We start from the raw sequence: 23,424 nt of genomic DNA, 5'->3' as shown, positions 1-23,424 counted from the left end.
GAACAGACGATGAACTATAACAAACTTGCGGCATTTCCGGAGAACTTTTTGTGGGGAGCATCAACTTCTGCTTATCAGGTTGAAGGCGCGTGGAACGAAGATGGAAAGGGACCTTCAGTGATTGACGCCCGCGACAGCTATCCTGAGGGAACGACTGATTTTAAGGTAGCCAGCGATCATTATCACCGTTATAAAGAAGACGTTGCGCTGTTTGCTGAAATGGGCTTTAAAGCATACCGTTTTTCTATCGCCTGGACGCGCATTATTCCTGATGGCGACGGAGACATCAATCCAAAGGGGATTGAATTTTACAGCAATCTGATTGATGAGCTGCTCAAATATAAGATTGAACCGATCGTCACGATGTATCACTTTGATCTGCCGAATGCATTGCAGGAAAAAGGAGGCTGGTCAAAGCGATCTGCAATTGACGCTTTTGAACGGTATTCGAAGGTGCTGTTTGAACACTTCGGTGACCGTGTCAAGTACTGGCTGACAATCAATGAACAAAACATGATGATCCTGCATGGAAGTGCGCTGGGCACACTTGATCCGAATCTGAAAAACCCGAAAAAAGAACTGTATCAGCAAAATCACCACATGCTGGTGGCACAGGCGAAGGCTATGAATCTATGCCATGAGATGCTGCCGGAAGCCAAGATCGGGCCAGCTCCAAACATTGCGCTGATTTACCCGGCATCTTCAAAACCGGAAGATGTTGTCGCAGCCTTCAACTACAATGCAATTCGCAACTGGCTCTATTTAGATATGGCGGTTCACGGGCGTTATAACACGACAGCTTGGGCATATATGAAAGAAAAAGGCTATACGCCAGTCATTGAAGATGGCGATATGGAGATTCTGCGATCTGCGCAGCCTGATTTTATCGCATTTAACTACTACACGTCTCAAACGGCGGAAGCAAGCAAAGGCGACGGCTCGGACGAAACAGCGCGCGGCGGAGACCAGCATTTGAAAACGGGGGAAGACGGCGTCTACCGCGGCAGCGCCAACCCGAACCTGAAGAAAAACGATTTCGGCTGGGAAATTGATCCGGTTGGATTCCGTTCCACACTTCGTGAAATCTATGACCGCTACCAGCTGCCATTGATCATCACAGAAAACGGGCTAGGCGCTTTCGATCAACTCGAAGAAAATGATACGGTTAATGACGATTACCGGATTGATTATGTAAAGCAGCACATTGAACAAATTCAATGGGCGATTACAGACGGCGTTGACGTATTCGGCTATTCACCGTGGTCTGCGATTGACTTAATTTCCACTCACCAGGGCTGTTCTAAACGCTACGGCTTCATCTATGTCAATCGGGATGAATTCGACCTGAAAGACCTGCGCCGTATTCGCAAGAAAAGCTTTTATTGGTATAAAGAGCTGATTGCTTCGAATGGCGGGGCATTGAACCGATAGAAAAAATAAACAATTTATGAAAATAAATATATTTATGTAAATGATCCGAGCTCCTTGCCGATATGTATAGTATAAAATTGGAAAGGGGTTTGTATATGAAGAACAAAAAAATTGTTTCACTGCCTTTTTTGTGTACTGTGTTGCTTGTTGTTTTTAGTTTATGTATGAGTTCAAATGCTGCCTCAGCGCAAAGTGTATTAAAAGATAAACCAATCATGGAGCAGCAGGAAAAACTGAAAAAACAAAAGGAAACTGAGGGCGTTTCATTAAATCAAGCGAAGCAAGTCAGCCTTAAAACGGACAATAAAACAGAAAAGATGAAAGTGAAGAAGCCTTCGAATGAGAATGTTTTTAAAACAAGTTCCATGTACAACTCCGATGACCAGGTTTTCAATACAACCTCTGTCCTTGATGAAAATAATCCTGATGATATGTACTTTTTCAGTACTTCGTCAGATCGAACCCTTATCACAAGAATTCTTTCAGACAACAGCGATTACCATCTGAAATTGTATGTTGTCAATTGGGATACAGGAGAAGCCCAGCCGTCTAATATATCAATGGCAGCAGGGAACTTAGTGCTTTTAAAAGAGCTTCCCGCTGGCGATTATATGATCCGGGTTTACTCTGAAGGAACGACGGGAGATTCATATAACATTCAGTTAAATGCGAAAAACCCTTCAAATTATTCAAGTGTAAAATCGGTAACGTCTAATTTACAAGCCTTTGTTGCTGAGTATGGAGACGGTTCCGTTTATGCTAATGGTACACTGCTGTACAATTCTAATACGAAAACATCTTCATTAGACTGGGAAAGAGAATATTATTTTTCCTATGGAGGCGGGTATAATCAGCGCACCCATTCCATTTCTGATGTGAAGGTTAAAAATATTTCTGACCCTGTCACTTATCGTTCGAGTTATGCAAGTTCAAGCTCAGCCATCATGGTTTACTTAGACACAGGCACGCTTTTTATGCATCATGTATCAGCTTATCAGACCGGGGTAGGTTATGATGATTCTTTCCTTGATACGTTAGGTAAAAAAACACCTAGAAGGCTGGATGCGGATGATCAGAACTATGGGGACCATATATTAATCGTTGATCTGAAAACCGGCAAAGCGATAGACTTTTTCAGTGTTTTAAATTACTACTATGCTTCAGGTGCTGAAAGCTTGCCTGTCATAAAATATATCAATTAAATGACCAAAAAAGGATTTCCGGCAGCGGAAATCCTTTTCTCACATTAAAACGAAATAATCCCAATCAGCAGTGCCGCAATCGTCATCACAATGGTTGTTCCCACTGCCCATTTGATCGTGAATTTTTGATGGTCGCCAAAGCTGACGCCCGCCATTCCGACCAATAAATAAGTGGAAGGAACGAGAGGACTGAGCAAATGCACAGGCTGGCCCAGCAAAGAGGCTCTGCCGATTTCTGCGGCATCTATTCCGTAAGCAGCGGCGGCTTCTGTGATGATCGGCAGAACACCGAAGTAAAAGGCGTCATTCGACATAAAAAAGGTAAATGGCATGCTGACGATGGCTGTAATCAAGGGCAGATGCGGGCCCATGGCGTCAGGGATGAGTGATACGAGAGAATGCGCCATCGCGTCTACCATTTTTGTGCCCGACAAAATGCCTGTGAAAATGCCGGCGGCAAACACCATGGAGACAACGTTTAACGCATTTCCTGCATGCGCTGAGATCCGCTTTTGCTGCTCTTTTACATTTGGATAATTCACCATCAAGGCGATAGCAAATGCGATCATAAAAAGAACAGGAAGCGGGAGCAGGCTGGTGATCAAAGCGGCCATCAGCACGACAGTCAGCAGCAGGTTAAACCACTGGAGAGCGGGGCGTTTGAGCGGCGCTGTATCCGGATCGGACGTGTGCTGGTGTTCAATTGAAATGACGCCGAGCCGTTTCCGTTCTTTTTTTCCAAGAATATAGGCTGCGGCAAGCACCCAAAGAATGCCGGCGGTCATAGCAGGAATCAGCGGAGTGAAGACTTCTGACGTGTCCAATTTTAGAGAAGCCAACACCCTTGCAGTCGGCCCTCCCCACGGAATAATATTCATGACTCCCGATCCGAGCATTGCAATTCCCGCCAACACCAGCCTGTTCATGCCGAGCCGTTTGTATAGCGGAAGCATCGCAGCAATGGTAATCATGTACGTTGTTGTCCCATCTCCGTCCAGCGAAATGGTCATCGTCAGCACCGCTGTGCCGACAGCGATTTTTAATGGATCTCCTTTGACAAGGGATAAGATTTTGGCAATGAGCGGATCGAACAAACCTGAATCAATCATGATGCCGAAATACAGGATCGCAAATAGTAGCATGATGCCTGTCGGAGCGAGGCCTGTTACACCCTGAAGCATCATATCGCCCAGGTCTTTGCCGAATCCGCTGATCAGGGCAAACACAACAGGAACGACAATCAAGGCAATAAGAGCGGAAAGCCGGTTAGACATAATAAGATACATGAAGACAATGATCATCACAAAACCAAGTATGGCAAGCACGATATGACCTCCCCCATTCAACAGCACAATTTTAGTAAGCGCTTCCACCTTTCAGGAAGGCTTATTTCAAATATTTATGACCTCATGTTGACAAGTAGACCTAAAAACCTAGAGAGCAGATGAGCAGTTTATATGCAGATCGCCACGGGTAAATGTGCTGTAGAATGTTTATTTTTTGAGATCTGGAATAGGAAAAGGGGGAGCAGACATGAGTGATGATCAAAACAAACGAGTCAATGAACACTCAAAAGACGAGCAGCTCGAACCGTACAGGGTCGATAACAGCGGAAAGAAAATGACGACAAACCAAGGTGTACGGGTGTCTGAGGACGAACATTCGTTAAAAGCCGGAGTTCGCGGCCCGACGTTGATGGAGGATTTTCACTTTCGGGAGAAGATGACCCATTTTGACCATGAGAGAATCCCTGAACGGATCGTGCATGCGCGCGGTTATGGCGTGCATGGCTTTTTTCAGGTTTACGAGCCGATGACAGAGTTCACCCGGGCGAAATTTCTTCAGGACCCTTCGGTGAAGACACCGGTATTTGTCCGGTTTTCAACAGTTGCGGGCTCCAAAGGCTCCGCTGACACGGTGCGAGACGCCAGAGGCTTTGCGACGAAATTCTATACCGAAGAAGGAAACTATGATCTAGTAGGCAATAATATTCCGGTGTTCTTTATTCAGGATGCGATCAAGTTCCCGGATTTGGTGCATGCGTTTAAGCCTGAGCCGCACAATGAAATGCCTCAGGCCGCGACAGCTCATGATACATTTTGGGACTTTGTCGCCAATAATCCAGAGTCGGCTCACATGGTGATGTGGACGATGTCTGACAGAGGCATTCCCCGCAGTTACCGGATGATGGAGGGCTTTGGCGTTCACACGTTCCGTTTTGTGAACGAACAAGGAAAGGCGCGTTTCGTGAAATTCCATTGGAAGCCAGTGCTCGGCGTACATTCTCTCGTATGGGATGAAGCGCAGAAAATTGCCGGAAAAGACCCTGATTTCCACCGCCGCGACCTGTGGGAAACGATTGAAAACGGCGGCATTGTTGAATATGAGCTAGGCGTGCAGATGATAGATGAAGAAGATGAATTCAAATTTGATTTTGATATTCTTGATCCGACGAAGCTTTGGCCGGAAGAGCTTGTGCCGGTGAAAATCATTGGGAAAATGACACTGAACCGCAATCAGGATAATGTATTTGCTGAAACTGAGCAAGTCGCATTCCACCCGGGAAATGTGGTGCCGGGCATCGACTTCACAAATGATCCGCTGCTGCAGGGACGGCTTTTCTCTTATACGGATACACAGCTGATCCGTCTTGGCGGCCCGAACTTCCACGAGATTCCGATTAACCGCCCGGTATGTCCGTTCCATAACAACCAGTACGACGGTTATCACCGGATGACCATCAACAAGGGGCCGGTCGCTTATCATAAAAACTCTTTGCAGAACAATGACCCGTCTCCTGCGTCAGCCGAAGAAGGCGGTTACGTCCACTATCAGGAGAAAGTAGAGGGCAGAAAAATCCGCCAGCGGAGCGACAGTTTCAATAATTACTACTCACAGGCAAAACTGTTCTGGAACAGCATGTCACCGGTTGAGAAAAAGCACATCATTTCCGCCTTTTGCTTCGAGGTCGGGAAGGTCAAAAGCAAAGATGTGCAGCGGCAGGTCGTAGATGTCTTCAGCAACGTAGATACTGTCCTGGCAGAAGAAATCGCCAAAGGAGTAGGTGTGGCGCCGCCGGCGAAACGCAAAGCATCAAAAGAAATCCTTACCTCACCTGCGTTAAGCCAAGCCCGTACAGTGAAAACAGCGTCAACGAGAAAAGTCGCGGTTCTCGCCGGCAATGGTTTTGATGAAAAAAAACTGCAAACAGTGCTGGATGCCTTAAAACAAGAAGGGATCACAGCGGATATCATCAGTCAAACGCTGGGGTACATCACAAGCGGCGCCGGACAGCAGCTTGAAGTCAGCGGCACATTCCTGACGACAGACTCTGTTCTGTATGACGCGGTTTATGCCGCAGGAGGACCTGAATTAAAAGAAGATAAACAAGCGATGGCGTTTATCAGAGAAGCCTACAATCACTATAAGGCCGTCGGCGCGGCAAACGAAGGAGTTGACCTCCTCAAATCAGCTGTCGGCACAACAGAGGGCCCGGGCGTTGTGACAGCAAAAGACGAAGATGATTACACCGGCTTCAGCAAAGCGTTTATCGAAGCAGTTGCCGCCCACCGCCATTGGGATAGACGAATTTGATTCGCTCCTGTATCTTAGAGGAAGATACTTTTCATAAGGAGCATGACATATGAACGAAAAACAGCTCGCAGAGGCTTACGAGCGCGACGAAAATATGATGATATTAGTGTTCGCCCAGTGGTGTGTGAACCATGATCTTGATCCGTTGGAGCTGTATGCCAAAGCATATCCGCAGCAAAAGCTGAATGAAAGCCTGAAAAAAACAGTGGAAGAACTGATCGTGCCGAAGAACGAGTCAGAACACATACCTGACCAGACCGTCATTGCGGTGTTGGAGATGTTTGGGAATATTGATTTGGCACAAGCGGTTCACGAAGTGATTGCCGGGCGTAAATAGTAAAAAAGAGACAATATATTGTCTCTTTTTTATTGGGGAAAATCGAGCAGATAGCCCTAGAAACTTCTTTTCGCTTCATCAGTCTATAAAAGTGTGCGTTGCAGAAAAAAGGGAATGATAAACAAAGAAGATCAAAAAGGAGGAGATTGTATGAAATGGAACAAATTGATGAAATTCGCCGTAGCTGCTGCTGTTTTGCTTTTTAGTGTATTTGCATATGCGGCCCCATCTTTAAAAGCAGTGCAAGCGAAAACGCCGACTGTCAGCAGCCATACGTACAAAAAGATCAAGGAATTAAAGTATCCTCAGGTTCATCACATCGGGAATGCCGCATTTGAAAAGAACATCAATCAAGAGCTGAAAGCCTATATTGAACAATCGTATCAGGAATACCTGAAAAACAAAAAAGCAGGCGAACAGCAGGGCTTCACCGCGGAATATCAAACATCCTTCAGCGTCAAATATAATGCGGCGGGCAAGCTTAGCATTCAAACGCTCAATTATATCTATTCAGGCGGCGCCCATGGTTTAACGTCTGTTCAGTTCTTCAACTATGACTTGAAAACACAAAAGCGGGTGACATTGAATCAGATTCTGAATACCAAAACAAAAGTCAGCAAAACGAAAGATTACCTATACAGCTATATCAAAAAACATGACACGCTGTTTTTCCCTGATGTAAAGAAAGAGGATATTACCCTTAACCAAGACACAACGTTTTACTTTACGAAAAACGGGATCGCCATCGTCTTCGGCCAATATGACTTAGGACCATATGCAGCCGGAATCCGGGATGTGCAGGTGCCTTCCTCTATTTATCAATAATCAAAAGAGCCATATCCTTAAAAGGGATATGGCTCAATGTTTCTACCACACAAACAGGCCGACAATCGCAGCACTTAGTAAAGATACCGCAATTCCGCTGACGAGCAGCTTCCACACGTTTCTCCCGATCACGGTTGACTTTTCGCCGTCAAGGATCGAGTTATACGTTCCGTAAATCATGCCGACTGTACTAAAGTTGGCAAATGACGTCAGGAATGTCGTCGCTACCGCAACTGTGTGAGGCGGGAGTGTTTTCAGATTGTTTTTCAAGTCAAGCATCGCAACAAACTCGTTCGTCGCCAATTTCATTCCCATCAGCTGCGCGACATACATCGCGTCGTGTACCGGCAGCCCAAGCAGAAATGCGAACGGACTGAAGAGATAAGCAAAAATGGTCTGGATGGTCAGGCCGTGTACGAAAACACCAAGAATGCCATTGACTGCTGACGTTAACGCCACATATCCAATCACCATTGCCAAAATAACGATCACCATGTTCATGCCGACAAGCATACTGTTAGAAATCGTAGAGAAAAAGTCTTTCTTCTCTTCTTTAGGCGGCGTATAAATGATGTCTTCATCCTCCGGCACATGGACAGGATTCAGCAGGTTTGCGATAATCAGCGCGTTTAAGCAGTTTAAAGGAATTGCTGTAAACACGTATGTCGCCGGAACCATTGACAGGTAAGATCCAATAATGGAGCCGCTGATGCTGCTCATGCTCATTAAGCCGAATGTGAGCAGGCGGTTGTTGTTTAATACTGTGAGCTGCTGGCGAATGACTGCCAGAGCTTCTGTATTTCCCAAGAACATCATTTGAATAGAGAAAAAGCTTTCTAATTTCGGCAAGCGGGAAGCCTTTGAGATCACCCAGCCGATTTTATCAATCAGCCATGGCAAAATGCCGAAATATGTTAAGATGTCAAAGAAAGTGACGATGAAAATAATTGGAAGAAGTGCGCTGAAGAAAAAGTCTACCGTTTCATTTGCCATCACAGAAGGGAAGGCAAACGCGATCCCGTCACTGGCACAAGCAATCAGCCAAGTGAAGAAATTTCCAATTTGTCCGATGGCCCAGCTGCCGACTTTTGTTCCCAGCATAAACCAAGTAATCAAAAGCTCCAAAACAATTAACGTAATAATCGGACGCCACTGGATTTTCTTTTTCTGCGGGGAGCATAGGAACACAACTGCCATAATCACAATGAGACCGACAAGGTTTAATAAAAAGTACATGATAGCAACTCCTATGAGGTTTATTATGGAAATGAAAAAAGCCCTTATCCTTCACAAATTCTGGAAGTGCAGAAAGTGTGAAAAATAAGAGCAAACAGAAAAGAACTTGTCCTTTTCAACTCGTTCAAATTTATTCAAACTTTCTTGTAGTCTAGTTTTTTACGGTTACTAGGTAGAAACAATCAGACCTTATTACTGATTATATACAAGAATGTCTTTTTTCTAAGATGATAGCAGTATTTTATCCTTTCACTTTTTGAAAATCAACCTTTTTAACTATTTTCAAAATAATAAATTTATATTTCGAAGTCGAGAAAATAAAGGAAAATTATATTGGATTGCTATGCTGAAATTGTGATTAGGAATGAAGCATTTCATCATCACAGGCACGTCAAGAGGAATTGGTGAAGAAATGAATACATGCTGACAATCGGCTGTACTGTATGTCAAGGCACTTTAATTAAAGGCTGATCAAACAATATGAAACGGAGGAGATGATACAAATACCTGCAGATCAATTACACCTATGGTGATCACCTCCATTTTATGAAGCGCACAAAGCACATCAAAACGGATAAGCGCATCATGAATATCTCGTCAGCTTCAGCTAAATATCTGCTGCCTTCACAAGCTGCAGCAGCACGTCAAAAGCGGGGCAGGATTCATTTTCTAAAAGGATCAGTCTGGAGCAGGCGGATCAGCTGTATCCCGGATTGATTGATACCCGGCTGCAAACTGAAATAAGATCGGTTCGTAAAGAGGATTTTCCTGATGCTGATCAATTCATTCAGTTCGAGAAAGAAGGAAGATTGCAGTCTGCTTATTAATTGACCTTCTGAACAGTGAGGAGTTCGGGCAGCCGCCTCTCGGTGAGAATCTTGTTCCTATTTCTGGATGATTGTTGTATCATAATAGCGGGGAAACCCTCTATGCAGCAAAAAGGAGTTCTTTTTTATGATTATTCAATTCATTCGTTATAGATAATGACAGGTATAGACGACTTTCCAGACCTGGCCAAAAAGTGAGATAAGCCCAGGTTTATTTGTCTATGCCTTTTTCATTTATTTAAAAACGAATGAATGAGGTGTTTTTTGTGTCAAACATAAAGAAGCATGCTGCTTATATGAATCAATTTGTCTTTCAATTTCGATGCCCGATTTGCGATTCTTCTATGAAAGTCACATCATGGAAAAGTTTGATTTGTTTAACGAGCGGGCACACGTTTGATATATCCCGGCATGGGTACGTAAATTTCCTGACAAAGCCGGTCAAAAGCAGCTATCGGGCGGGGCTTTTCGAAGCAAGAAGCCGGCTGATGGCAGAGTATCATTTTTTTGCACCGCTTCATCAGGCAATAGCTGACTTGATCAGTGACCGGAAGTCTGAAAAAGAGACGTTAACCATTTTAGACTGCGGATGCGGTGAGGGGACCCACTTGAAAGCGGTTTGCGATCTGCTTCAAGAGAAGAAAACAGTTCACGGAATTGGGATTGATATTGCCAAGGATGGCATTTTACGGGCTTCAAAAAATAGTGGCGGAAAGCTGTGGGCCGTAGCTGATGTAGCTAATGCGCCCTTTCAAGACCGGCAATTTGATGTCATTCTATCGATTTTCTCACCTTCAAATTATGCAGAGTTTCACAGACTGCTGAAAAAAGATGGTTTGGTTATAAAGGTTGTTCCTCAAAAGGATTATTTAACAGAACTAAGGCAGGTTTTATACGCAGATTCAGAAAGACGAACCTATTCCAATACACCTGCAATTGAGCGCTTTACCACATATTTTCAGCTCGATCATCTGATGAGGATGCGCTATGCCAAAACGCTTCATCAGCAAGGCATAGAATGGCTTCTGAACATGACACCGTTAGCCTGGTCCGCATCGGCTGAAAACATCAACCAGTTTAGAAAAATGGAATCGGCTCAGCTGACAGTTGATGTCGATGTATTAATCGGAACGAAATGAGTGAAAGAGGAAAGCTCCAAAAAGGAGCTTTCCTTTCTTGTTTTCCGCAAAAACGGAAATTTCCACCAGGTTGGAATAGTTATCTCGCATTTTCCGTAAATATGGAAAGGGAAAGGCTTGAAATGGTGTTCTGGCAACTGGCACAGAACTTGCATTAGAAATGAAGGAGAGGGAGGGGATATTTTGTAAACGCTTTCCTTTTCTCGGACAAGCGGAAAAGAGGGATGTTTGTGGACATTATTATTATTCTTTTGGCTTTGGGTTTGCTGATGTTTGTCGCCTATCGGGGATTTTCAGTCATTTTGTTTGCTCCGATTTGCGCCTTATTTGCTGTGCTGCTGACAGATCCAAGCTTTGTGCTTCCTTTTTTCTCAACCATATTTATGGAAAAGATGGCGGGGTTTATTAAGCTGTACTTTCCAGTATTTCTGCTTGGCGCCATTTTCGGAAAGGTTGTCGAGATGTCCGGCTTGGCGGCTTCCATTGCGAAGACAATTGTCAGACTGGTCGGGGCGAAACGAGCAACACTCGCTATCGTATTGATGGGCGCCATTTTAACCTACAGCGGAGTCAGCCTGTTTGTTGTCGTCTTTGCTGTATACCCCTTTGCGAAAAATATGTTCAAAGAAGCTGACATCCCGAAGCGCCTCATACCGGGAACGATTGCTCTCGGGGCATTTACCTTTACAATGGACGCACTGCCGGGTACACCGCAAATCCAAAATGTGATACCTACGACGTTTTTCAAAACAGACATTTACGCCGCCCCTTGGCTTGGTATGATCGGTGCGGTGTTTGTGCTGGCGGCGGGTATGTTCTACTTGGAATCGAGGCGAAAAAAAGCAGAGAAAACGGGCGAAGGCTACGCCGGTTTTCAATCGGAGATTTCTGCCGCGCATGAGCCATCTGATCTTGCCCCGGAAAGCTCGCCGGTCTTAGAGCCTGACACCAGAAAGGTCCGGCACGCACTCGCTTTTGTTCCTCTTATTCTCGTTGGTGTGATGAACAAATGTTTCACCACGTTCCTTCCCAAGTGGTATCCGAATGAATTTGATTTTTCCGCCATAGGATTGGGAGAGTTCGGAAAACTTGATATCTCCTCCGCGGTTGCCATTTGGTCAGTGGAGCTGGCCCTCCTGATCGGAATCATCGCAACCATTTTGTTTGATTGGAGAAAAGTGTTTGGACAGCTAAAGGAAGGGCTGAATGAAGGGATCGGCGGCGCTTTGCTTGCATCGATGAATACAGGCGCCGAGTATGGTTTCGGCGGCATCATTGCTGCGCTGCCGGGGTTTCATAAGCTGAGCAGCGGCATTTCACATACGTTTACGGATCCGCTTGTAAACGGAGCTGTGACGACAACAACGCTGGCAGGGATCACCGGATCGGCCTCAGGAGGAATGGGAATCGCGTTAAGCGCGATGTCTGATCAATATTTGAAAGCGATTCAGACCTATCACATACCGCCTGAAGTGATGCACCGGGTCATTTCGATGGCGTCAGGAGGCATGGATACGCTTCCGCATAATGGGGCGGTGATCACCCTGCTGGCTGTGACGGGTCTGACCCATCGCCAATCGTATCGGGATATTTTTGCGATTACTCTCATCAAAACCGCCGCCGTATTTGTGATTATCGCGATTTACAGTTTGACGGGCCTTGTATAGGACAAAACGAAAGGGGAATCAGATATGGGAAAAGTGCTGTCATCGAGTAAGGAAGCCGCAGAACTCATTCGGGAGGGGGATACACTGATCGCGGGCGGATTCGGCCTGTGCGGAATTCCCGAGCAGCTCATTCTGGCGATAAGGGATAAAGGGGTAAAAGATTTAACCGTCGTCAGCAATAATTGCGGAGTTGATGATTGGGGGCTCGGCCTGCTGCTGGCAAACAAGCAAATCAAAAAAATGATCGCCTCCTACGTCGGCGAAAACAAAATTTTTGAAAAGCAATTTTTAAGCGGAGAATTGGAAGTGGAATTGGTTCCCCAAGGGACACTCGCTGAAAGAATCCGAGCAGGAGGAGCAGGCATACCGGGATTTTATACAGCCACAGGCGTCGGAACCACCATCGCTGACGGGAAAGAGCATAAAACCTTTGACGGACGCACATATGTGTTAGAAAAAGGAATTACTGGGGACGTCGCCATTGTAAAAGCGTGGAAAGCGGACACCATGGGAAATTTAGTTTTTCGGAAAACGGCAAGAAACTTCAATCCGGTTGCCGCCATGGCGGGAAAGATCACAATTGCCGAGGCAGAAGAAATTGTTGAGGCGGGAGAGCTCGATCCCGATCACATCCACACGCCTGGTATTTACGTACAGCATGTTGTGCTCGGCACACATGAAAAGCGGATTGAAAAACGAACCGTTCGGCAAGCGAAGGGAAAGGAGGCGGCACAATGAAGGAAGCCAGAAAACGAATGGTCAAACGTGCTGTAAAGGAAATAAAAGACGGTATGAACGTCAATCTTGGGATAGGGATGCCGACACTTGTCGCAAATGAGATACCGGAGGGCGTGCATGTGATGCTTCAATCAGAAAACGGTTTGCTCGGGATCGGCCCGTACCCGCTGGAAGGAACGGAAGACCCGGATCTGATAAATGCGGGGAAAGAAACGATCACCGCCGTAACAGGCGCATCCTATTTTGACAGCGCGGAATCCTTTGCGATGATACGAGGCGGGCATATCGACCTGGCCATCCTTGGGGGCATGGAGGTTTCTGAGCAAGGGGATTTGGCGAACTGGATGATTCCGGGCAAAATGGTGAAGGGAATGGGCGGCGCTATGGACTTGGTCAACGGGGCTAAGCGAATCATCGTCATCATGGAGCACGTCAATAAACATGGGGAATCGAAGGTGAAAAAACAATGCTCCCTCCCGCTGACAGGACAGAAAGTCGTTCATCGGCTGATTACTGATTTAGCTGTTTTTGATTTTGATAAGGGACATATGACACTGACTGAGCTCCAGGACGGCGTCACGCTGGAAGAGGTATATGAGAAAACTGAAGCTGACTTCGCCGTAAGCCAGTCGGTTATCCGGCAAAAATCTTGAGCAGGAAGGTGTATAACATGAAAAAACAAGTCGCTCTTGTGACAGGCGCAGCTGGCGGAATCGGATTTGAAATCGCAAAGGAATTCGCCCGGGAAGGCGCCGATGTCATTATTTCAGATGTAAATCCAAAAGCGTGCGGGGAGGCCGCCGCCAAGCTGAACGAGGAAGGCTTTAGCGCCACGGGCATTCCATGTGACGTAACAAAGGAAGAGCAAATCGCTGATATCGTCCATACTATCAAGACCCGATACGGACGTTTAGATACTTTGGTGAATAACGCAGGCATACAGCATGTCGCGCCGATTGAAGAGTTTCCGACAGAACGGTTTGAACAGCTTATTCGCGTCATGCTGACCGCGCCATTCATCGCGATGAAACATGTCTTTCCCCTTATGAAAAAACAGCAGTTCGGCAGGATCATCAATATCGCGTCTGTGAACGGACTGGTGGGGTTTGCGGGAAAAGCCGCTTATAACAGCGCAAAGCATGGCGTCATTGGGCTGACAAAGGTGGGGGCGCTGGAAGGCGCGCCCCACGGGATTACGGTGAATGCACTCTGCCCGGGATATGTGGACACACAGCTTGTCCGCAATCAGCTGAGCGATCTTTCTAAAACAAGAAATGTTCCCTATGAATCGGTACTGGAAGAGGTGATTTTTCCGCTTGTGCCGCAAAAACGTCTTCTATCGGTGAAAGAAATTGCTGATTATGCCGTATTTTTGGCGAGTGAAAAGGCGAAAGGCGTCACAGGGCAGGCGGTCGTGCTGGATGGAGGCTATACAGCTCAATAATAGATTCTTGTATTCATAGGAGGCTCTCGTTTATCATAAGGTTGAAAGCGATTACAAAATGTGACGGGAGCGACAGGGAGATGAAACATTCTATTAAAAGATTACCCTTTGAATGGCTGGATGAAATCATCAACCTTGCGGCGGAATGTATTGTTGTGGTTGATCATGAGGGGAACATTCTCTATATCAATCAGGCGTACTGTGACTTTCTTAAAAAAACAGAAGAAGAAGCGATAGGAAAACCCGTTCAGGACGTGATTGAAAACTCGAGAATGCACATCGTGGCGAAGACGGGGCGGACAGAGGCTGCCGCTATTCACCCGATTAACGGCAGCGAAATGATCGCCAACCGGTATCCGCTCTATGTGAACCGGCAGCTTGTAGGAGCGGTCGGAACCGTTATGTTCCGCAATCCGCAGGAATGGATGGATTATTCAAGAAAAATTAAACCCCTCCTCAATGAACTCAATTACTACAAAAATAGATACGAAAAAGAGCTTTTCAGTAAATACCACTTTGGCGACTTGATCGGAAACAGCCCTCTCTTTATGGAAGCCAAACGGCTGGCTGAACGGGTATCTGACAGCCAATCGGCCGTTTTGCTTTTAGGAGAATCAGGCACGGGAAAAGAGCTGTTTGCCCACGCCATCCATCAGAACAGCCGCCGCAGGTATGCTCCCTTTCTGCGCGTCAACTGCGCCTCGATCCCAGAGCATTTATTTGAATCAGAAATGTTCGGATACGAAGACGGCGCTTTTACGGGGGCAAAAAAAGGCGGGAAAAAAGGAAAATTCGAACTTGCGCATCAAGGAACCATTTTCCTTGATGAGATAGGTGATATGCCGCTGCATATGCAAAGCAAAATCCTTCGCGTACTGCAGGAGAAAGAGATAGAGCGGATTGGCGGAAGAAGCCCGGTCCCAATAGATGTACGAGTGATTGCGGCGACACACCGAAACCTCGAAGAAATGGTCCGGGAAGGAGACTTCCGGCAAGACCTCTATTACCGACTGAATGTGATCAACATTCAAATCCCGTCCCTAAGAGAGCGCATAGAGGATGTAGTGCCGATTGCAGGGCTTCTATTAAAAAAACTTGAACGGAAATTTGGCTTTGATGGCTTGGAGCTTTCTAAAGAAGCAATTGCAGTGCTTCAGAGCTATTCTTGGCCGGGCAACATACGAGAATTAGAAAATGTCCTAGAACGGGCTGTCAACGTCCTCGACGGCAAACGAATCGAACCGAAACACCTGAATCTCACTCCTGAAGATCAACCCATCCAAAGAACAATCAAAATCCGGGAATATCAATCTATACAGCCATTAAAAGAGACAATCGCTGAGGCGGAAAAAAACGCGATCATCGAGGCGCTTGGCGCAGCAGACGGCAATAAAATAAAGGCAGCAAAGCTATTAGGCATAGGAAAAACAAGCTTATATGAAAAATGCAAAGCCTATCAAATTGAGCAGGCATAAAAAAACACACTTGCCCCGCCAGGGAATCAAGTGTGTTTTTCTGTTCTTTATTTCCAAACATCGTTAGCGATTTCAACAACATGGCGCAGCTTCGCCCATTGCTGTTCCTCGGTCAGCTTGTTGCCTTCCTCAGTTGAAGCGAATCCGCATTGCGGGCTCAGGCACAACTGATCTAGGCTGACATAACGGGACGCCTCTTCGATACGGCGTTTCACGTCATCAGGATGTTCAAGCTCACCGAATTTAGATGTCACCAAGCCTAGGACAAGCTGAAGATCAGAGCGTTTCACATAACGAAGCGGTTCGAATCCGCCTGAGCGTGAATCATCATACTCTAAGAAAAGCCCATCCAGATTCAAGCCGTCAAAAATGGTTTCCGCCGCCGCATCATAACCGCCTTCAGCTGTCCAAGTAGACTGGAAGTTGCCGCGGCAAATATGCATGGTAATGGTCATATCATCCGGACGGTCGGCAATTGCGTCATTGATTGACTTCGCAAACAGCTGGCGAAGCTCGTCAGGCGTTGTTCCGAATGCTTCCACTTGTTTCAAGCCTTTTTCAGATAAGAAAACAGCCCATGCCGTATCATCAAGCTGGAGATAGCGGCAGCCTCTGTCATAAAACGCTTGAATCGCTTTTTTATACGCTTTTGATACATCATGCTGGAAAAGAGCATAATCGTTTTTGTATGCATCCTTTTCCAATCTGCCGCGGAAAAAGAGCATATTCGGACTCGGAATTGTCATTTTTGGCGTTGCATCACCAGCGATGCCATGTAAAAATGAGTAATCTTCGAGCATTGGGTGATTTGAGAAATCAATATCGCCTGTCACTTTGATGCCGCGTGCTTTTGTCTGCACATTATGGAACTGGATACCTTGTTCAGGTATAAACGGCTCAACGCCATCCAGATTTTCAAGGAAATCAAAATGCCACCATGCTCTGCGGAATTCCCCGTCTGTCACGACGTTCAGGCCGGTTTCTTTTTGTTTTTCCACAATGCGGATGATTTCATCGTTTTCAATCTGGCGAAGCTGTTCGGCAGTGATTTCGCCGGCCGCCTTTTGCAGCCGCGCTTTTTTGACGGGCTCAGATCTCAGCAGGCTTCCGACTTGATCCGCGCGAAACGGCGTTTTTTTTCTCTGAAGCGATTGTTTTTGTTCTGCGGGTGTTGTTTGCTGTGACATGTTGTTCATTCCTTCTTTCCATTCGAATATAAAAAAGCTCTTCCTTTGGATAAGGAAGAGCTTGCGTGAACAATCTCAACCTTATCTTCTAGAGCAAAAATCTGCTCTAAAGGATTTAGCACCATTCTGTTAAACAGCGGTTGCCGGGTATCGCAGGGCCAGTCCCTCCACCTCTCTTGATAAGGAAAACCTTTTTATGAAATTTTCTGATAGTATCTATTATTCACACATTTCTCTTTTCTGTCAATGATAGATTATTTCCACACATCGTTGGCGATGTCGACGACATGGCGCAGCTTTGCCCATTGCTGCTCCTCTGTCAAAAGATTGCCTTCTTCTGTAGAGGCGAAACCGCACTGCGGGCTGAGGCACAGCTGATCCAGGCTGACAAAACGCGCAGCTTCATTGATTCGGCGTTTCACATCATCAGGATTTTCGAGCTCGCCGTATTTCGATGTGATCAAGCCAAGCACAATTTGCAGATCCTTGCGTTTCACGAAACGGAGCGGGTCAAAGTTTCCGGAGCGGTCATCATCGTATTCCAGGAACAAGCCGTCAAGGTCTAAACCGTCAAGAATCGTTTCCGCTACAGCGTCATAGCCTCCTGATGCGGCCCAAGTCGAGCGGAAGTTGCCGCGGCAAATGTGCATCGTGATTGCTAAATCATCAGGGCGGTCTGCCACTGCATCGTTAATCGTTTTGGCAAACAAGGCAGGCAATGTTTCTGGATCGCCGCCGAGCGCCCGGACAACCTCTCTGCCTTTTTCCTCAAAGAAAAGAGACCATGACGTATCATCCAGCTGAAGATAGCGGCATCCAGCGTCATAAAAGGCTTTAATTGCTTTTTTGTACGCTTGGGCCAGATCATGAAAGTATTCCTCTTGATCGTCATAAATCCCTTTATCCGCCTTTTCACCGAAAAACAGCATATTCGGGCTCGGAATCGTCAGCTTTGGTGTCGCGTCACCGGCAATCTCATGTAAAAATTGATAATCGGCAAGCGCTGGGTGGCTCGTAAAATCAAGTTTTCCCGTCACTTTGATGCTGCGTGCTTTTGTTTTCGCGTTATGGAACTGAATTCCTTCAGCCGGGATGAACGGTTCCACTCCGTCGAGCCCTTCCAGGAAATCGTAATGCCACCAAGAACGGCGGAATTCTCCGTCTGTTACCACATCGAGACCGATTTCTTTTTGTTTTTCCACAATGCGGGTGATTTCTTGATTTTCAATATCACGAAGCTGTTCCGCTGTGATCTCGCCGGCCGCTTGTTTTTGCCGCGCCTCTTTTACTGGGGCGGATCGTAATAAACTGCCGACATGATCGGCGCGGAAAGGGGCTTTCTTCTGTTTTTCTGATTTCTGTGCTGCAAGGTTTACTTGTTGAGCCATATCATTCGCCTCTTTTCTAAAATGTTTGCTGCATGAAAAAAGCTCTTCCTTTGTGTAAGGAAGAGCTTGAACGATCAAATCTCCGCCTCATCTGCAAGAACGCGATGTTCTTAAGGATTTAGCACCATTCTGTATAAAACAGCGGTTGCCGGGTATCATAGGGCCAGTCCCTCCACCTCTCTTGATAAGGTAAATCTTCTTATTGGATTTTCAATTATCTTAATATTATTATTTTTGCATGAATTGTCAACACTTTTTAGAAAATACTTTCATCTTCATCGTCATATAATACCATATCCAGCACGATAGCGATGGCCGTGCAAATCAGCACATCTTCCTCGTTTGCAATCTGTAAATGATAGGAATCACCCCAGCTGAGCCACTTTTTACTCACTGACATTCGGACATTCTCCCCGTCTGTCAGCTGGAATTCATCCTTCCACAAGTCACCGTCAATTTCCCAGTTGAGCTTAGAAATTTCAAATTTTGGTTTGAAAAATGTTAGTCTCTTCGTCACCTCACAAACTGTTTCCCCGCCAATTGAAATCACATATCGCGGCAATAAAGACATTACTTTTTGTTCTATAGAAACGAGTGTTTTTCCGGATGAATCTGTCATTTGCAGCGAGTCCCCTAACGAAAAGAACCGGCCCTCGACCTTGAATGTCTCTTGTTCATCCCGGTCATAAATGTGAAATGCATCTTTAAACGAGAACATCTTTTGTTTCATAAAAAATTCGATCATTGCTGAAGTCTCCTTTTGATTTGCCTTGTAAGGGATTACGGACAGGGGGGCAAAAAGGTTTCAAGTTCGAAATCTAGTAACCAGAAACGCGCTGGCCGTTTTTTACGAGTAATTAATGTTTCTAAATTAAAAAAAGGCTGCATCGTTCAGCAGCCTTTCTTTTGAAATATAGTATTAGGAAAGATGCATCCGGCGTTTTTGGCGGATGGCGTCAAGGTCGATTAGGTTATTATGATGAGGAACGGGTGCAGGAAGAGGGCTTGTCTTTTGCGGTTTTCGTCTATTGTCTTTGCTGAATGAAAAGAGAAGATAGCCACATAATGCGATGATAATAAATAGGATCATTTTACATACCTCCCAAAAAAAGTTTTGGTATTCTCTATTGTACGGATAAAACGTCTAAAAGTATTCAAAAAATTCTAAATCCACTAATAATAAGTGCGTATCCCTCAAAAATCCTTTTCGCCGATGACCTGAAAATAGTCTTACATTAAGCTGGTGTTTTTCCTTTTGATTGGTTCTATAGTTACTATCGACGTTAAAATGAATTCCTTTATATAACTTTTAACCTAATTTTACGTAATTCAAATTAACTATATATGGATAATGTGTTCTTCTTTGTTTGATGTATACCCTATTTTGAGGAATTGAACACAAAAAACCCAAATTACGGAGCATTTGGGCGGAAATTTGGAATGGTTGGCTGATTTGAGGGGAGTCCGGCGAAGGGTCAGAAAAAGCGTTTGAACATTCTTCTTATTTTTTTAAATGGGTTTGATCGTTTTGTTTGCATTTTGAGCGGGCGGGAAATCATCCATTTTTTGAACAGGCTTTTTGCGGCAATTGTGTTCTTCATCTTTGCATTTCCTCCTCATCCGTTGATAGTTGTTTTACGGACAGAGCTTTTAAAATGTTTCATTTTCACGCAAAAAAACCAGTCCTTTTTTGGACTGGTTTCTCAGCTTATGCCTGTTCTTCAAATAGCTTTGCAATCTCAACGATGACATTTACGGCTTTGACCATGTTGTCGGCTGAGATGTATTCAAATTTTCCGTGGAAGTTTTCCCCGCCGGTAAAGATGTTCGGCGTTGGGAGTCCCATATAGGAAAGCTGCGAACCGTCCGTGCCGCCGCGTATCGGAGAGATTTTCGGTTCGATGCCGAGGTTTTCCATCGCTTGTTTGGCAATGTTGACGATTTCGATGACAGGCTCAATTTTTTCTCTCATGTTGTAGTATTGATCGTTCATATCAAGCTGAATGCGATTTTGTCCGTATGCGTTCTGGAGCTCTTCAACGATGCGCTGCATGGTTTCTTTTCTGTTTTGGAAGATGTTTTTGTCAAAGTCTCTGATAATGTAGTGGAGTTTGGTCTCTTCTACATCTCCCTGAATGGAAAGCAGGTGATAGAAGCCTTCGTAGCCCTCTGTATATTCAGGTGCCTCATCTGCCGGCAGCATGCTGTTCAGCTTCATTGCGATCTTCGCAGAGTTGACCATTTTGCCCTTTGCCGTGCCGGGATGTACATTGTTGCCTTTGATCGTGATTTTCGCCGCGGCAGCATTGAAGCTTTCATATTCAAGCTCACCGAGCGGGCCGCCGTCAACGGTATAGGCAAAGGAGGCATTGAATCGCCCAACATCAAATTTGTGCGGGCCTCTGCCGATTTCTTCATCAGGTGTAAATGCAACTCTGATGGTGCCGTGCTTGATTTCAGGATGTTTGATGAGATAATCCATGGCTGTCATGATTTCGGCGATGCCAGCCTTATTGTCAGCGCCGAGAAGAGTTGTACCGTCTGTGGTGATCAGGGTGTGGCCTTTGTAGCCCGACAGTTCAGGGAATTGATCAGGCGATAGGATGACCTGCAGCTTTTCGTTGAGCGTGATGTCTTTTCCATCGTAGCTTTCAACGATTTGCGGATTCACATTTTTGCCGGTAAAGTCTGTGGCGGTGTCGACGTGGGCGAGAAAGCCGATCGTCGGCACGTCTTTGTCAGTATTGGAAGGAAGGGTTGCCATGACATAGCCGTTTTCATCAATGGCTGCGTCTTCCATGCCGATTGACTTTAATTCCTCAACAAGCATGTTTCCTAACGTCAATTGGCCGGGTGTGGAAGGGCAGGTGTCGACTGATTCATCGGACTGCGTGTCGACTTTTACGTATGTAGTAAACCGTTCAATGATGTCTTGTTTCATTTCCAATCATCTCCTTTGTTTTATTCTACCATGCCGGGATGAGAGATATCTATTTCACAATGCCGTTTCGAATGGCAAAAACGACTGCCTGAGTCCGGTCTTGGGCATTGCATTTTTGCAGATTCGATGCACGTGGGTTTTGACGGTGCTTTCACTGACAAAAAGCTTGTCGGCAATATCCTCATTTCTCAAGCCATAGGCCATTTGCTGAAGAACCTCAAGCTCTCTTTTGGTAAACGGCTCTGCCAGCTCTTCAGCATGAGGCTGTTGCTTTGGGCGGAATGTCTCACTGATGATTTTAGCGGCTGTGACTGTGCGGAAAATCGCTTCGCCTCTGAAGGCAGTCCGAATGGCGTCTATCAGTTCTTCAGGAAGCGTGTCCTTCAGCAGATAACCGACTGCTCCTGCGCGGATGCCGTCAAAGGTCGTTAAAATGACGATCTTTGTATCTGGGTATGGACATAATGTCTTTGGCCGCTTCGATGCCTGAGCAGAACGGCATTTGGGCATGACAGCCAACAGCGGGCAGTTTCCCGGGCTTTACAGTTCTTTCCCGGTACATCGATATAATAATAAGAATAAATACAATAAAAATATATGGGCAGTTCTATAAAAAATAAAAGGGCATATTCTCGCTGAAAGATATATTGAATTAATCGCAAGGGTTTAAGATGAAATATGAAAAAACCATTAATAAACGATTAAACTTCTTAAAAATGGATGTAGCCCGGTTCTAAACACTATATAATAAAATCAGGTCATTTTTTAGGAGGGTTTACATCATGGCAATACTTGTTACAGGCGGCGCCGGATACATTGGAAGCCACACATGTGTGGAATTATTGAACAACGGCTATGAGATTGTCGTTCTTGATAATTTGTCCAACAGTTCAGCTGAGGCGCTGAATCGTGTCAAAGAGATTACGGGAAAAGAGTTAACGTTCTATGAAGCGGATCTATTGGATCGGGAAGCGGTAGATTCGGTTTTTGCAGAAAATGAGATTGAGGCTGTGATTCATTTTGCGGGGTTAAAAGCAGTCGGAGAGTCTGTTGCGATTCCGCTCAAATATTATCATAACAATCTCACGGGAACCTTTATTTTATGTGAAATCATGGGGAAATACGGCGTTAAGAAAATCGTATTCAGTTCTTCCGCAACGGTATACGGCGTACCGGAAACATCACCGATTACGGAAGACTTTCCATTAGGTGCAACAAACCCTTATGGACAGACGAAGCTCATGCTTGAACAAATTTTGCGTGATGTGCATACTGCTGACAATGAGTGGAGCGTTGCCCTGCTGCGCTACTTTAATCCATTCGGCGCGCATCCGAGCGGACGAATCGGTGAAGATCCGAACGGCATTCCAAATAACCTCATGCCATATGTGGCGCAGGTAGCCGTCGGCAAGCTGGAGCAGTTAAGCGTATTCGGAAATGATTATCCGACCAAAGACGGGACAGGCGTGCGCGATTATATTCATGTCGTCGATCTCGCAGAAGGCCACGTCAAAGCGCTGGAAAAAGTATTGAACTCCACCGGAGCTGATGCATACAACCTCGGAACAGGCACGGGCTACAGTGTGCTTGAAATGGTCAAAGCCTTTGAAAAAGTATCAGGGAAAGAGGTTCCTTATCAATTTGCGGACCGCCGCCCCGGAGACATTGCAACCTGCTTCGCAGATCCTGCAAAAGCCAAGAGGGAACTGGGCTGGGAAGCAAAAAGAGGCCTTGAAGAAATGTGTGCCGATTCTTGGAGATGGCAGTCTTCTAATGTGAATGGGTATAAGAGTATGGAATAAGAATGGAGGCCTTCTCAACAGAGAAGGCCTTTTTTAGAGAAAAAGGGTGCCTGTTAAGGCACCCTCAGCTTGTAGAGAAAACGATGTTTTTTCTACAAGCTTTTTTGTTTCTTTAGATGCTTATTGTATTTTAGATACAGAAAAAGGCTCCCACATATCTATCCCTGCTTGGATAGGTATGTGGCAATCTT

At 45.6% G+C, this 23,424-nt stretch carries 19 protein-coding genes, 3 pseudogenes and 3 riboswitches; of the genes and pseudogenes, 12 read left to right on the top strand and 10 right to left on the bottom strand.

Going from position 1 to position 23,424, the window contains the following annotated elements; genetic code table 11:
• Positions 1–9: 9 nt before the first annotated feature.
• The gene (locus UJ203_RS16405; protein ID WP_105991015.1) at positions 10–1,431 is read left to right on the top strand and encodes a glycoside hydrolase family 1 protein; all 1,422 of its coding nucleotides are present in this window, start codon (positions 10–12) and stop codon (positions 1,429–1,431) included.
• Between the two features lie 95 nt (positions 1,432–1,526).
• Complete coding sequence (locus UJ203_RS16400) at positions 1,527–2,633, top strand: hypothetical protein (RefSeq protein ID WP_105991014.1); 1,107 nt, start codon at positions 1,527–1,529, stop codon at positions 2,631–2,633.
• Positions 2,634–2,677: 44 nt separating this feature from the next.
• Here UJ203_RS16400 and citH read toward each other — a convergent pair whose 3' ends face one another.
• Positions 2,678–3,958: a citrate transporter CitH gene (gene citH, locus UJ203_RS16395; protein ID WP_322012470.1), complete on the bottom strand. Its 1,281-nt coding sequence runs from the start codon at positions 3,956–3,958 to the stop codon at positions 2,678–2,680.
• 208 nt (positions 3,959–4,166) lie between these two features.
• Between citH and UJ203_RS16390 the strand changes: the two genes are divergently transcribed.
• The 3 genes from UJ203_RS16390 (at position 4,167) to UJ203_RS16380 (ending at position 7,389) form a co-directional block, all read left to right on the top strand.
• Positions 4,167–6,227, top strand: coding sequence for a catalase (locus tag UJ203_RS16390; RefSeq protein ID WP_322012468.1), 2,061 nt, complete (start codon positions 4,167–4,169; stop codon positions 6,225–6,227).
• 49 nt (positions 6,228–6,276) lie between these two features.
• Entirely contained in the window at positions 6,277–6,564 is a 288-nt protein-coding gene (locus tag UJ203_RS16385) for a hypothetical protein (protein WP_044160029.1), read from the top strand.
• 150 nt (positions 6,565–6,714) lie between these two features.
• Positions 6,715–7,389, top strand: a complete 675-nt coding sequence (locus UJ203_RS16380) for a DUF3298 and DUF4163 domain-containing protein (RefSeq protein ID WP_322012465.1) — start codon at positions 6,715–6,717, stop codon at positions 7,387–7,389.
• A gap of 42 nt (positions 7,390–7,431) precedes the next feature.
• On the opposite strand, the gene UJ203_RS16375 is transcribed toward UJ203_RS16380, so the two are convergent.
• Positions 7,432–8,625: a NupC/NupG family nucleoside CNT transporter gene (locus tag UJ203_RS16375; RefSeq protein WP_044160027.1), complete on the bottom strand. Its 1,194-nt coding sequence runs from the start codon at positions 8,623–8,625 to the stop codon at positions 7,432–7,434.
• Between the two features lie 127 nt (positions 8,626–8,752).
• A riboswitch (purine riboswitch) is annotated at positions 8,753–8,854 on the bottom strand.
• Positions 8,855–9,748: 894 nt separating this feature from the next.
• On the opposite strand from UJ203_RS16375, the gene UJ203_RS16370 reads away from it, so the two are divergent.
• From UJ203_RS16370 to UJ203_RS16345, 6 genes are all read left to right on the top strand, one after another.
• Complete coding sequence (locus UJ203_RS16370; protein ID WP_322012813.1) at positions 9,749–10,591, top strand: methyltransferase domain-containing protein; 843 nt, start codon at positions 9,749–9,751, stop codon at positions 10,589–10,591.
• Positions 10,592–10,821: 230 nt separating this feature from the next.
• Positions 10,822–12,258 carry a GntP family permease gene (locus UJ203_RS16365; RefSeq protein WP_322012462.1) on the top strand — a complete coding sequence of 479 codons (1,437 nt, stop codon included), beginning with the start codon at positions 10,822–10,824 and terminating at the stop codon, positions 12,256–12,258.
• Between the two features lie 24 nt (positions 12,259–12,282).
• Positions 12,283–12,996, top strand: a complete 714-nt coding sequence (locus tag UJ203_RS16360) for a CoA transferase subunit A (protein WP_202853296.1) — start codon at positions 12,283–12,285, stop codon at positions 12,994–12,996.
• On the top strand, positions 12,993–13,649 hold the full coding sequence (locus tag UJ203_RS16355; protein ID WP_322012458.1) for a CoA transferase subunit B: 657 nt from the start codon (positions 12,993–12,995) through the stop codon (positions 13,647–13,649). Before UJ203_RS16360 ends, UJ203_RS16355 begins: the two co-directional genes overlap by 4 nt.
• Before the next feature lie 17 nt (positions 13,650–13,666).
• Complete coding sequence (locus UJ203_RS16350) at positions 13,667–14,440, top strand: 3-hydroxybutyrate dehydrogenase (protein ID WP_103672452.1); 774 nt, start codon at positions 13,667–13,669, stop codon at positions 14,438–14,440.
• 80 nt (positions 14,441–14,520) lie between these two features.
• The gene (locus UJ203_RS16345; RefSeq protein ID WP_322012456.1) at positions 14,521–15,915 is read left to right on the top strand and encodes a sigma-54 interaction domain-containing protein; all 1,395 of its coding nucleotides are present in this window, start codon (positions 14,521–14,523) and stop codon (positions 15,913–15,915) included.
• Between the two features lie 47 nt (positions 15,916–15,962).
• Here the strand turns inward: UJ203_RS16345 and UJ203_RS16340 are convergent, their stop codons facing one another.
• From UJ203_RS16340 to UJ203_RS16305, 8 genes and pseudogenes are all read right to left on the bottom strand, one after another.
• Complete coding sequence (locus tag UJ203_RS16340) at positions 15,963–17,102, bottom strand: 5-methyltetrahydropteroyltriglutamate--homocysteine S-methyltransferase (RefSeq protein WP_059335375.1); 1,140 nt, start codon at positions 17,100–17,102, stop codon at positions 15,963–15,965.
• 78 nt (positions 17,103–17,180) lie between these two features.
• Positions 17,181–17,288: riboswitch (SAM riboswitch) on the bottom strand.
• Positions 17,289–17,356: 68 nt separating this feature from the next.
• A complete protein-coding gene (locus UJ203_RS16335; protein ID WP_322012453.1) occupies positions 17,357–18,490 on the bottom strand; it encodes a 5-methyltetrahydropteroyltriglutamate--homocysteine S-methyltransferase in 1,134 nt (377 codons plus the stop codon).
• Between the two features lie 84 nt (positions 18,491–18,574).
• A riboswitch (SAM riboswitch) is annotated at positions 18,575–18,681 on the bottom strand.
• A 65-nt stretch (positions 18,682–18,746) separates the two neighbouring features.
• Positions 18,747–19,235, bottom strand: coding sequence for an LURP-one-related/scramblase family protein (locus UJ203_RS16330; RefSeq protein WP_105991009.1), 489 nt, complete (start codon positions 19,233–19,235; stop codon positions 18,747–18,749).
• Positions 19,236–19,409: 174 nt separating this feature from the next.
• Positions 19,410–19,688 (bottom strand): annotated as a pseudogene (locus tag UJ203_RS16325) (hypothetical protein).
• 277 nt (positions 19,689–19,965) lie between these two features.
• Entirely contained in the window at positions 19,966–20,091 is a 126-nt protein-coding gene (locus UJ203_RS16320; RefSeq protein ID WP_010332428.1) for a hypothetical protein, read from the bottom strand.
• A 107-nt stretch (positions 20,092–20,198) separates the two neighbouring features.
• Positions 20,199–21,431, bottom strand: a complete 1,233-nt coding sequence (pepT, locus tag UJ203_RS16315) for a peptidase T (protein WP_248337892.1) — start codon at positions 21,429–21,431, stop codon at positions 20,199–20,201.
• 49 nt (positions 21,432–21,480) lie between these two features.
• Positions 21,481–21,936: pseudogene (locus UJ203_RS16310) on the bottom strand (LuxR C-terminal-related transcriptional regulator); the annotation flags it as partial.
• 21 nt (positions 21,937–21,957) lie between these two features.
• Positions 21,958–22,026, bottom strand: a pseudogene (locus UJ203_RS16305) (DUF1453 domain-containing protein); the annotation flags it as partial.
• A gap of 187 nt (positions 22,027–22,213) precedes the next feature.
• On the opposite strand from UJ203_RS16305, the gene galE reads away from it, so the two are divergent.
• On the top strand, positions 22,214–23,233 hold the full coding sequence (gene galE, locus UJ203_RS16300; RefSeq protein WP_322012448.1) for a UDP-glucose 4-epimerase GalE: 1,020 nt from the start codon (positions 22,214–22,216) through the stop codon (positions 23,231–23,233).
• Positions 23,234–23,424 lie beyond the last annotated feature (191 nt).

Origin of the sequence: Bacillus sp. V26 (genome assembly GCF_034296245.1) — a bacterium.
GTDB lineage: Bacteria > Bacillota > Bacilli > Bacillales > Bacillaceae > Bacillus > Bacillus halotolerans.
The sequence above is the reverse complement of the archived record's forward strand: the minus strand, read 5'-3'. Positions and strand labels throughout refer to the sequence as shown.

Coding starts and splice junctions, on each gene's coding strand:
- UJ203_RS16405 (WP_105991015.1), top strand. CDS start 10: ATGAACTATAACAAACTTGCGGCATTTCCGGAGAACTTTTTGTGGGGA.
- UJ203_RS16400 (WP_105991014.1), top strand. CDS start 1,527: ATGAAGAACAAAAAAATTGTTTCACTGCCTTTTTTGTGTACTGTGTTG.
- UJ203_RS16390 (WP_322012468.1), top strand. CDS start 4,167: ATGAGTGATGATCAAAACAAACGAGTCAATGAACACTCAAAAGACGAG.
- UJ203_RS16385 (WP_044160029.1), top strand. CDS start 6,277: ATGAACGAAAAACAGCTCGCAGAGGCTTACGAGCGCGACGAAAATATG.
- UJ203_RS16380 (WP_322012465.1), top strand. CDS start 6,715: ATGAAATGGAACAAATTGATGAAATTCGCCGTAGCTGCTGCTGTTTTG.
- UJ203_RS16375 (WP_044160027.1), bottom strand. CDS start 8,625: ATGTACTTTTTATTAAACCTTGTCGGTCTCATTGTGATTATGGCAGTT.
- UJ203_RS16370 (WP_322012813.1), top strand. CDS start 9,749: ATGAATCAATTTGTCTTTCAATTTCGATGCCCGATTTGCGATTCTTCT.
- UJ203_RS16360 (WP_202853296.1), top strand. CDS start 12,283: ATGGGAAAAGTGCTGTCATCGAGTAAGGAAGCCGCAGAACTCATTCGG.
- UJ203_RS16355 (WP_322012458.1), top strand. CDS start 12,993: ATGAAGGAAGCCAGAAAACGAATGGTCAAACGTGCTGTAAAGGAAATA.
- UJ203_RS16350 (WP_103672452.1), top strand. CDS start 13,667: ATGAAAAAACAAGTCGCTCTTGTGACAGGCGCAGCTGGCGGAATCGGA.
- UJ203_RS16345 (WP_322012456.1), top strand. CDS start 14,521: ATGAAACATTCTATTAAAAGATTACCCTTTGAATGGCTGGATGAAATC.
- UJ203_RS16340 (WP_059335375.1), bottom strand. CDS start 17,102: ATGTCACAGCAAACAACACCCGCAGAACAAAAACAATCGCTTCAGAGA.
- UJ203_RS16335 (WP_322012453.1), bottom strand. CDS start 18,490: ATGGCTCAACAAGTAAACCTTGCAGCACAGAAATCAGAAAAACAGAAG.
- UJ203_RS16330 (WP_105991009.1), bottom strand. CDS start 19,235: ATGATCGAATTTTTTATGAAACAAAAGATGTTCTCGTTTAAAGATGCA.
- UJ203_RS16320 (WP_010332428.1), bottom strand. CDS start 20,091: ATGAAGAACACAATTGCCGCAAAAAGCCTGTTCAAAAAATGGATGATT.
- pepT (WP_248337892.1), bottom strand. CDS start 21,431: ATGAAACAAGACATCATTGAACGGTTTACTACATACGTAAAAGTCGAC.
- galE (WP_322012448.1), top strand. CDS start 22,214: ATGGCAATACTTGTTACAGGCGGCGCCGGATACATTGGAAGCCACACA.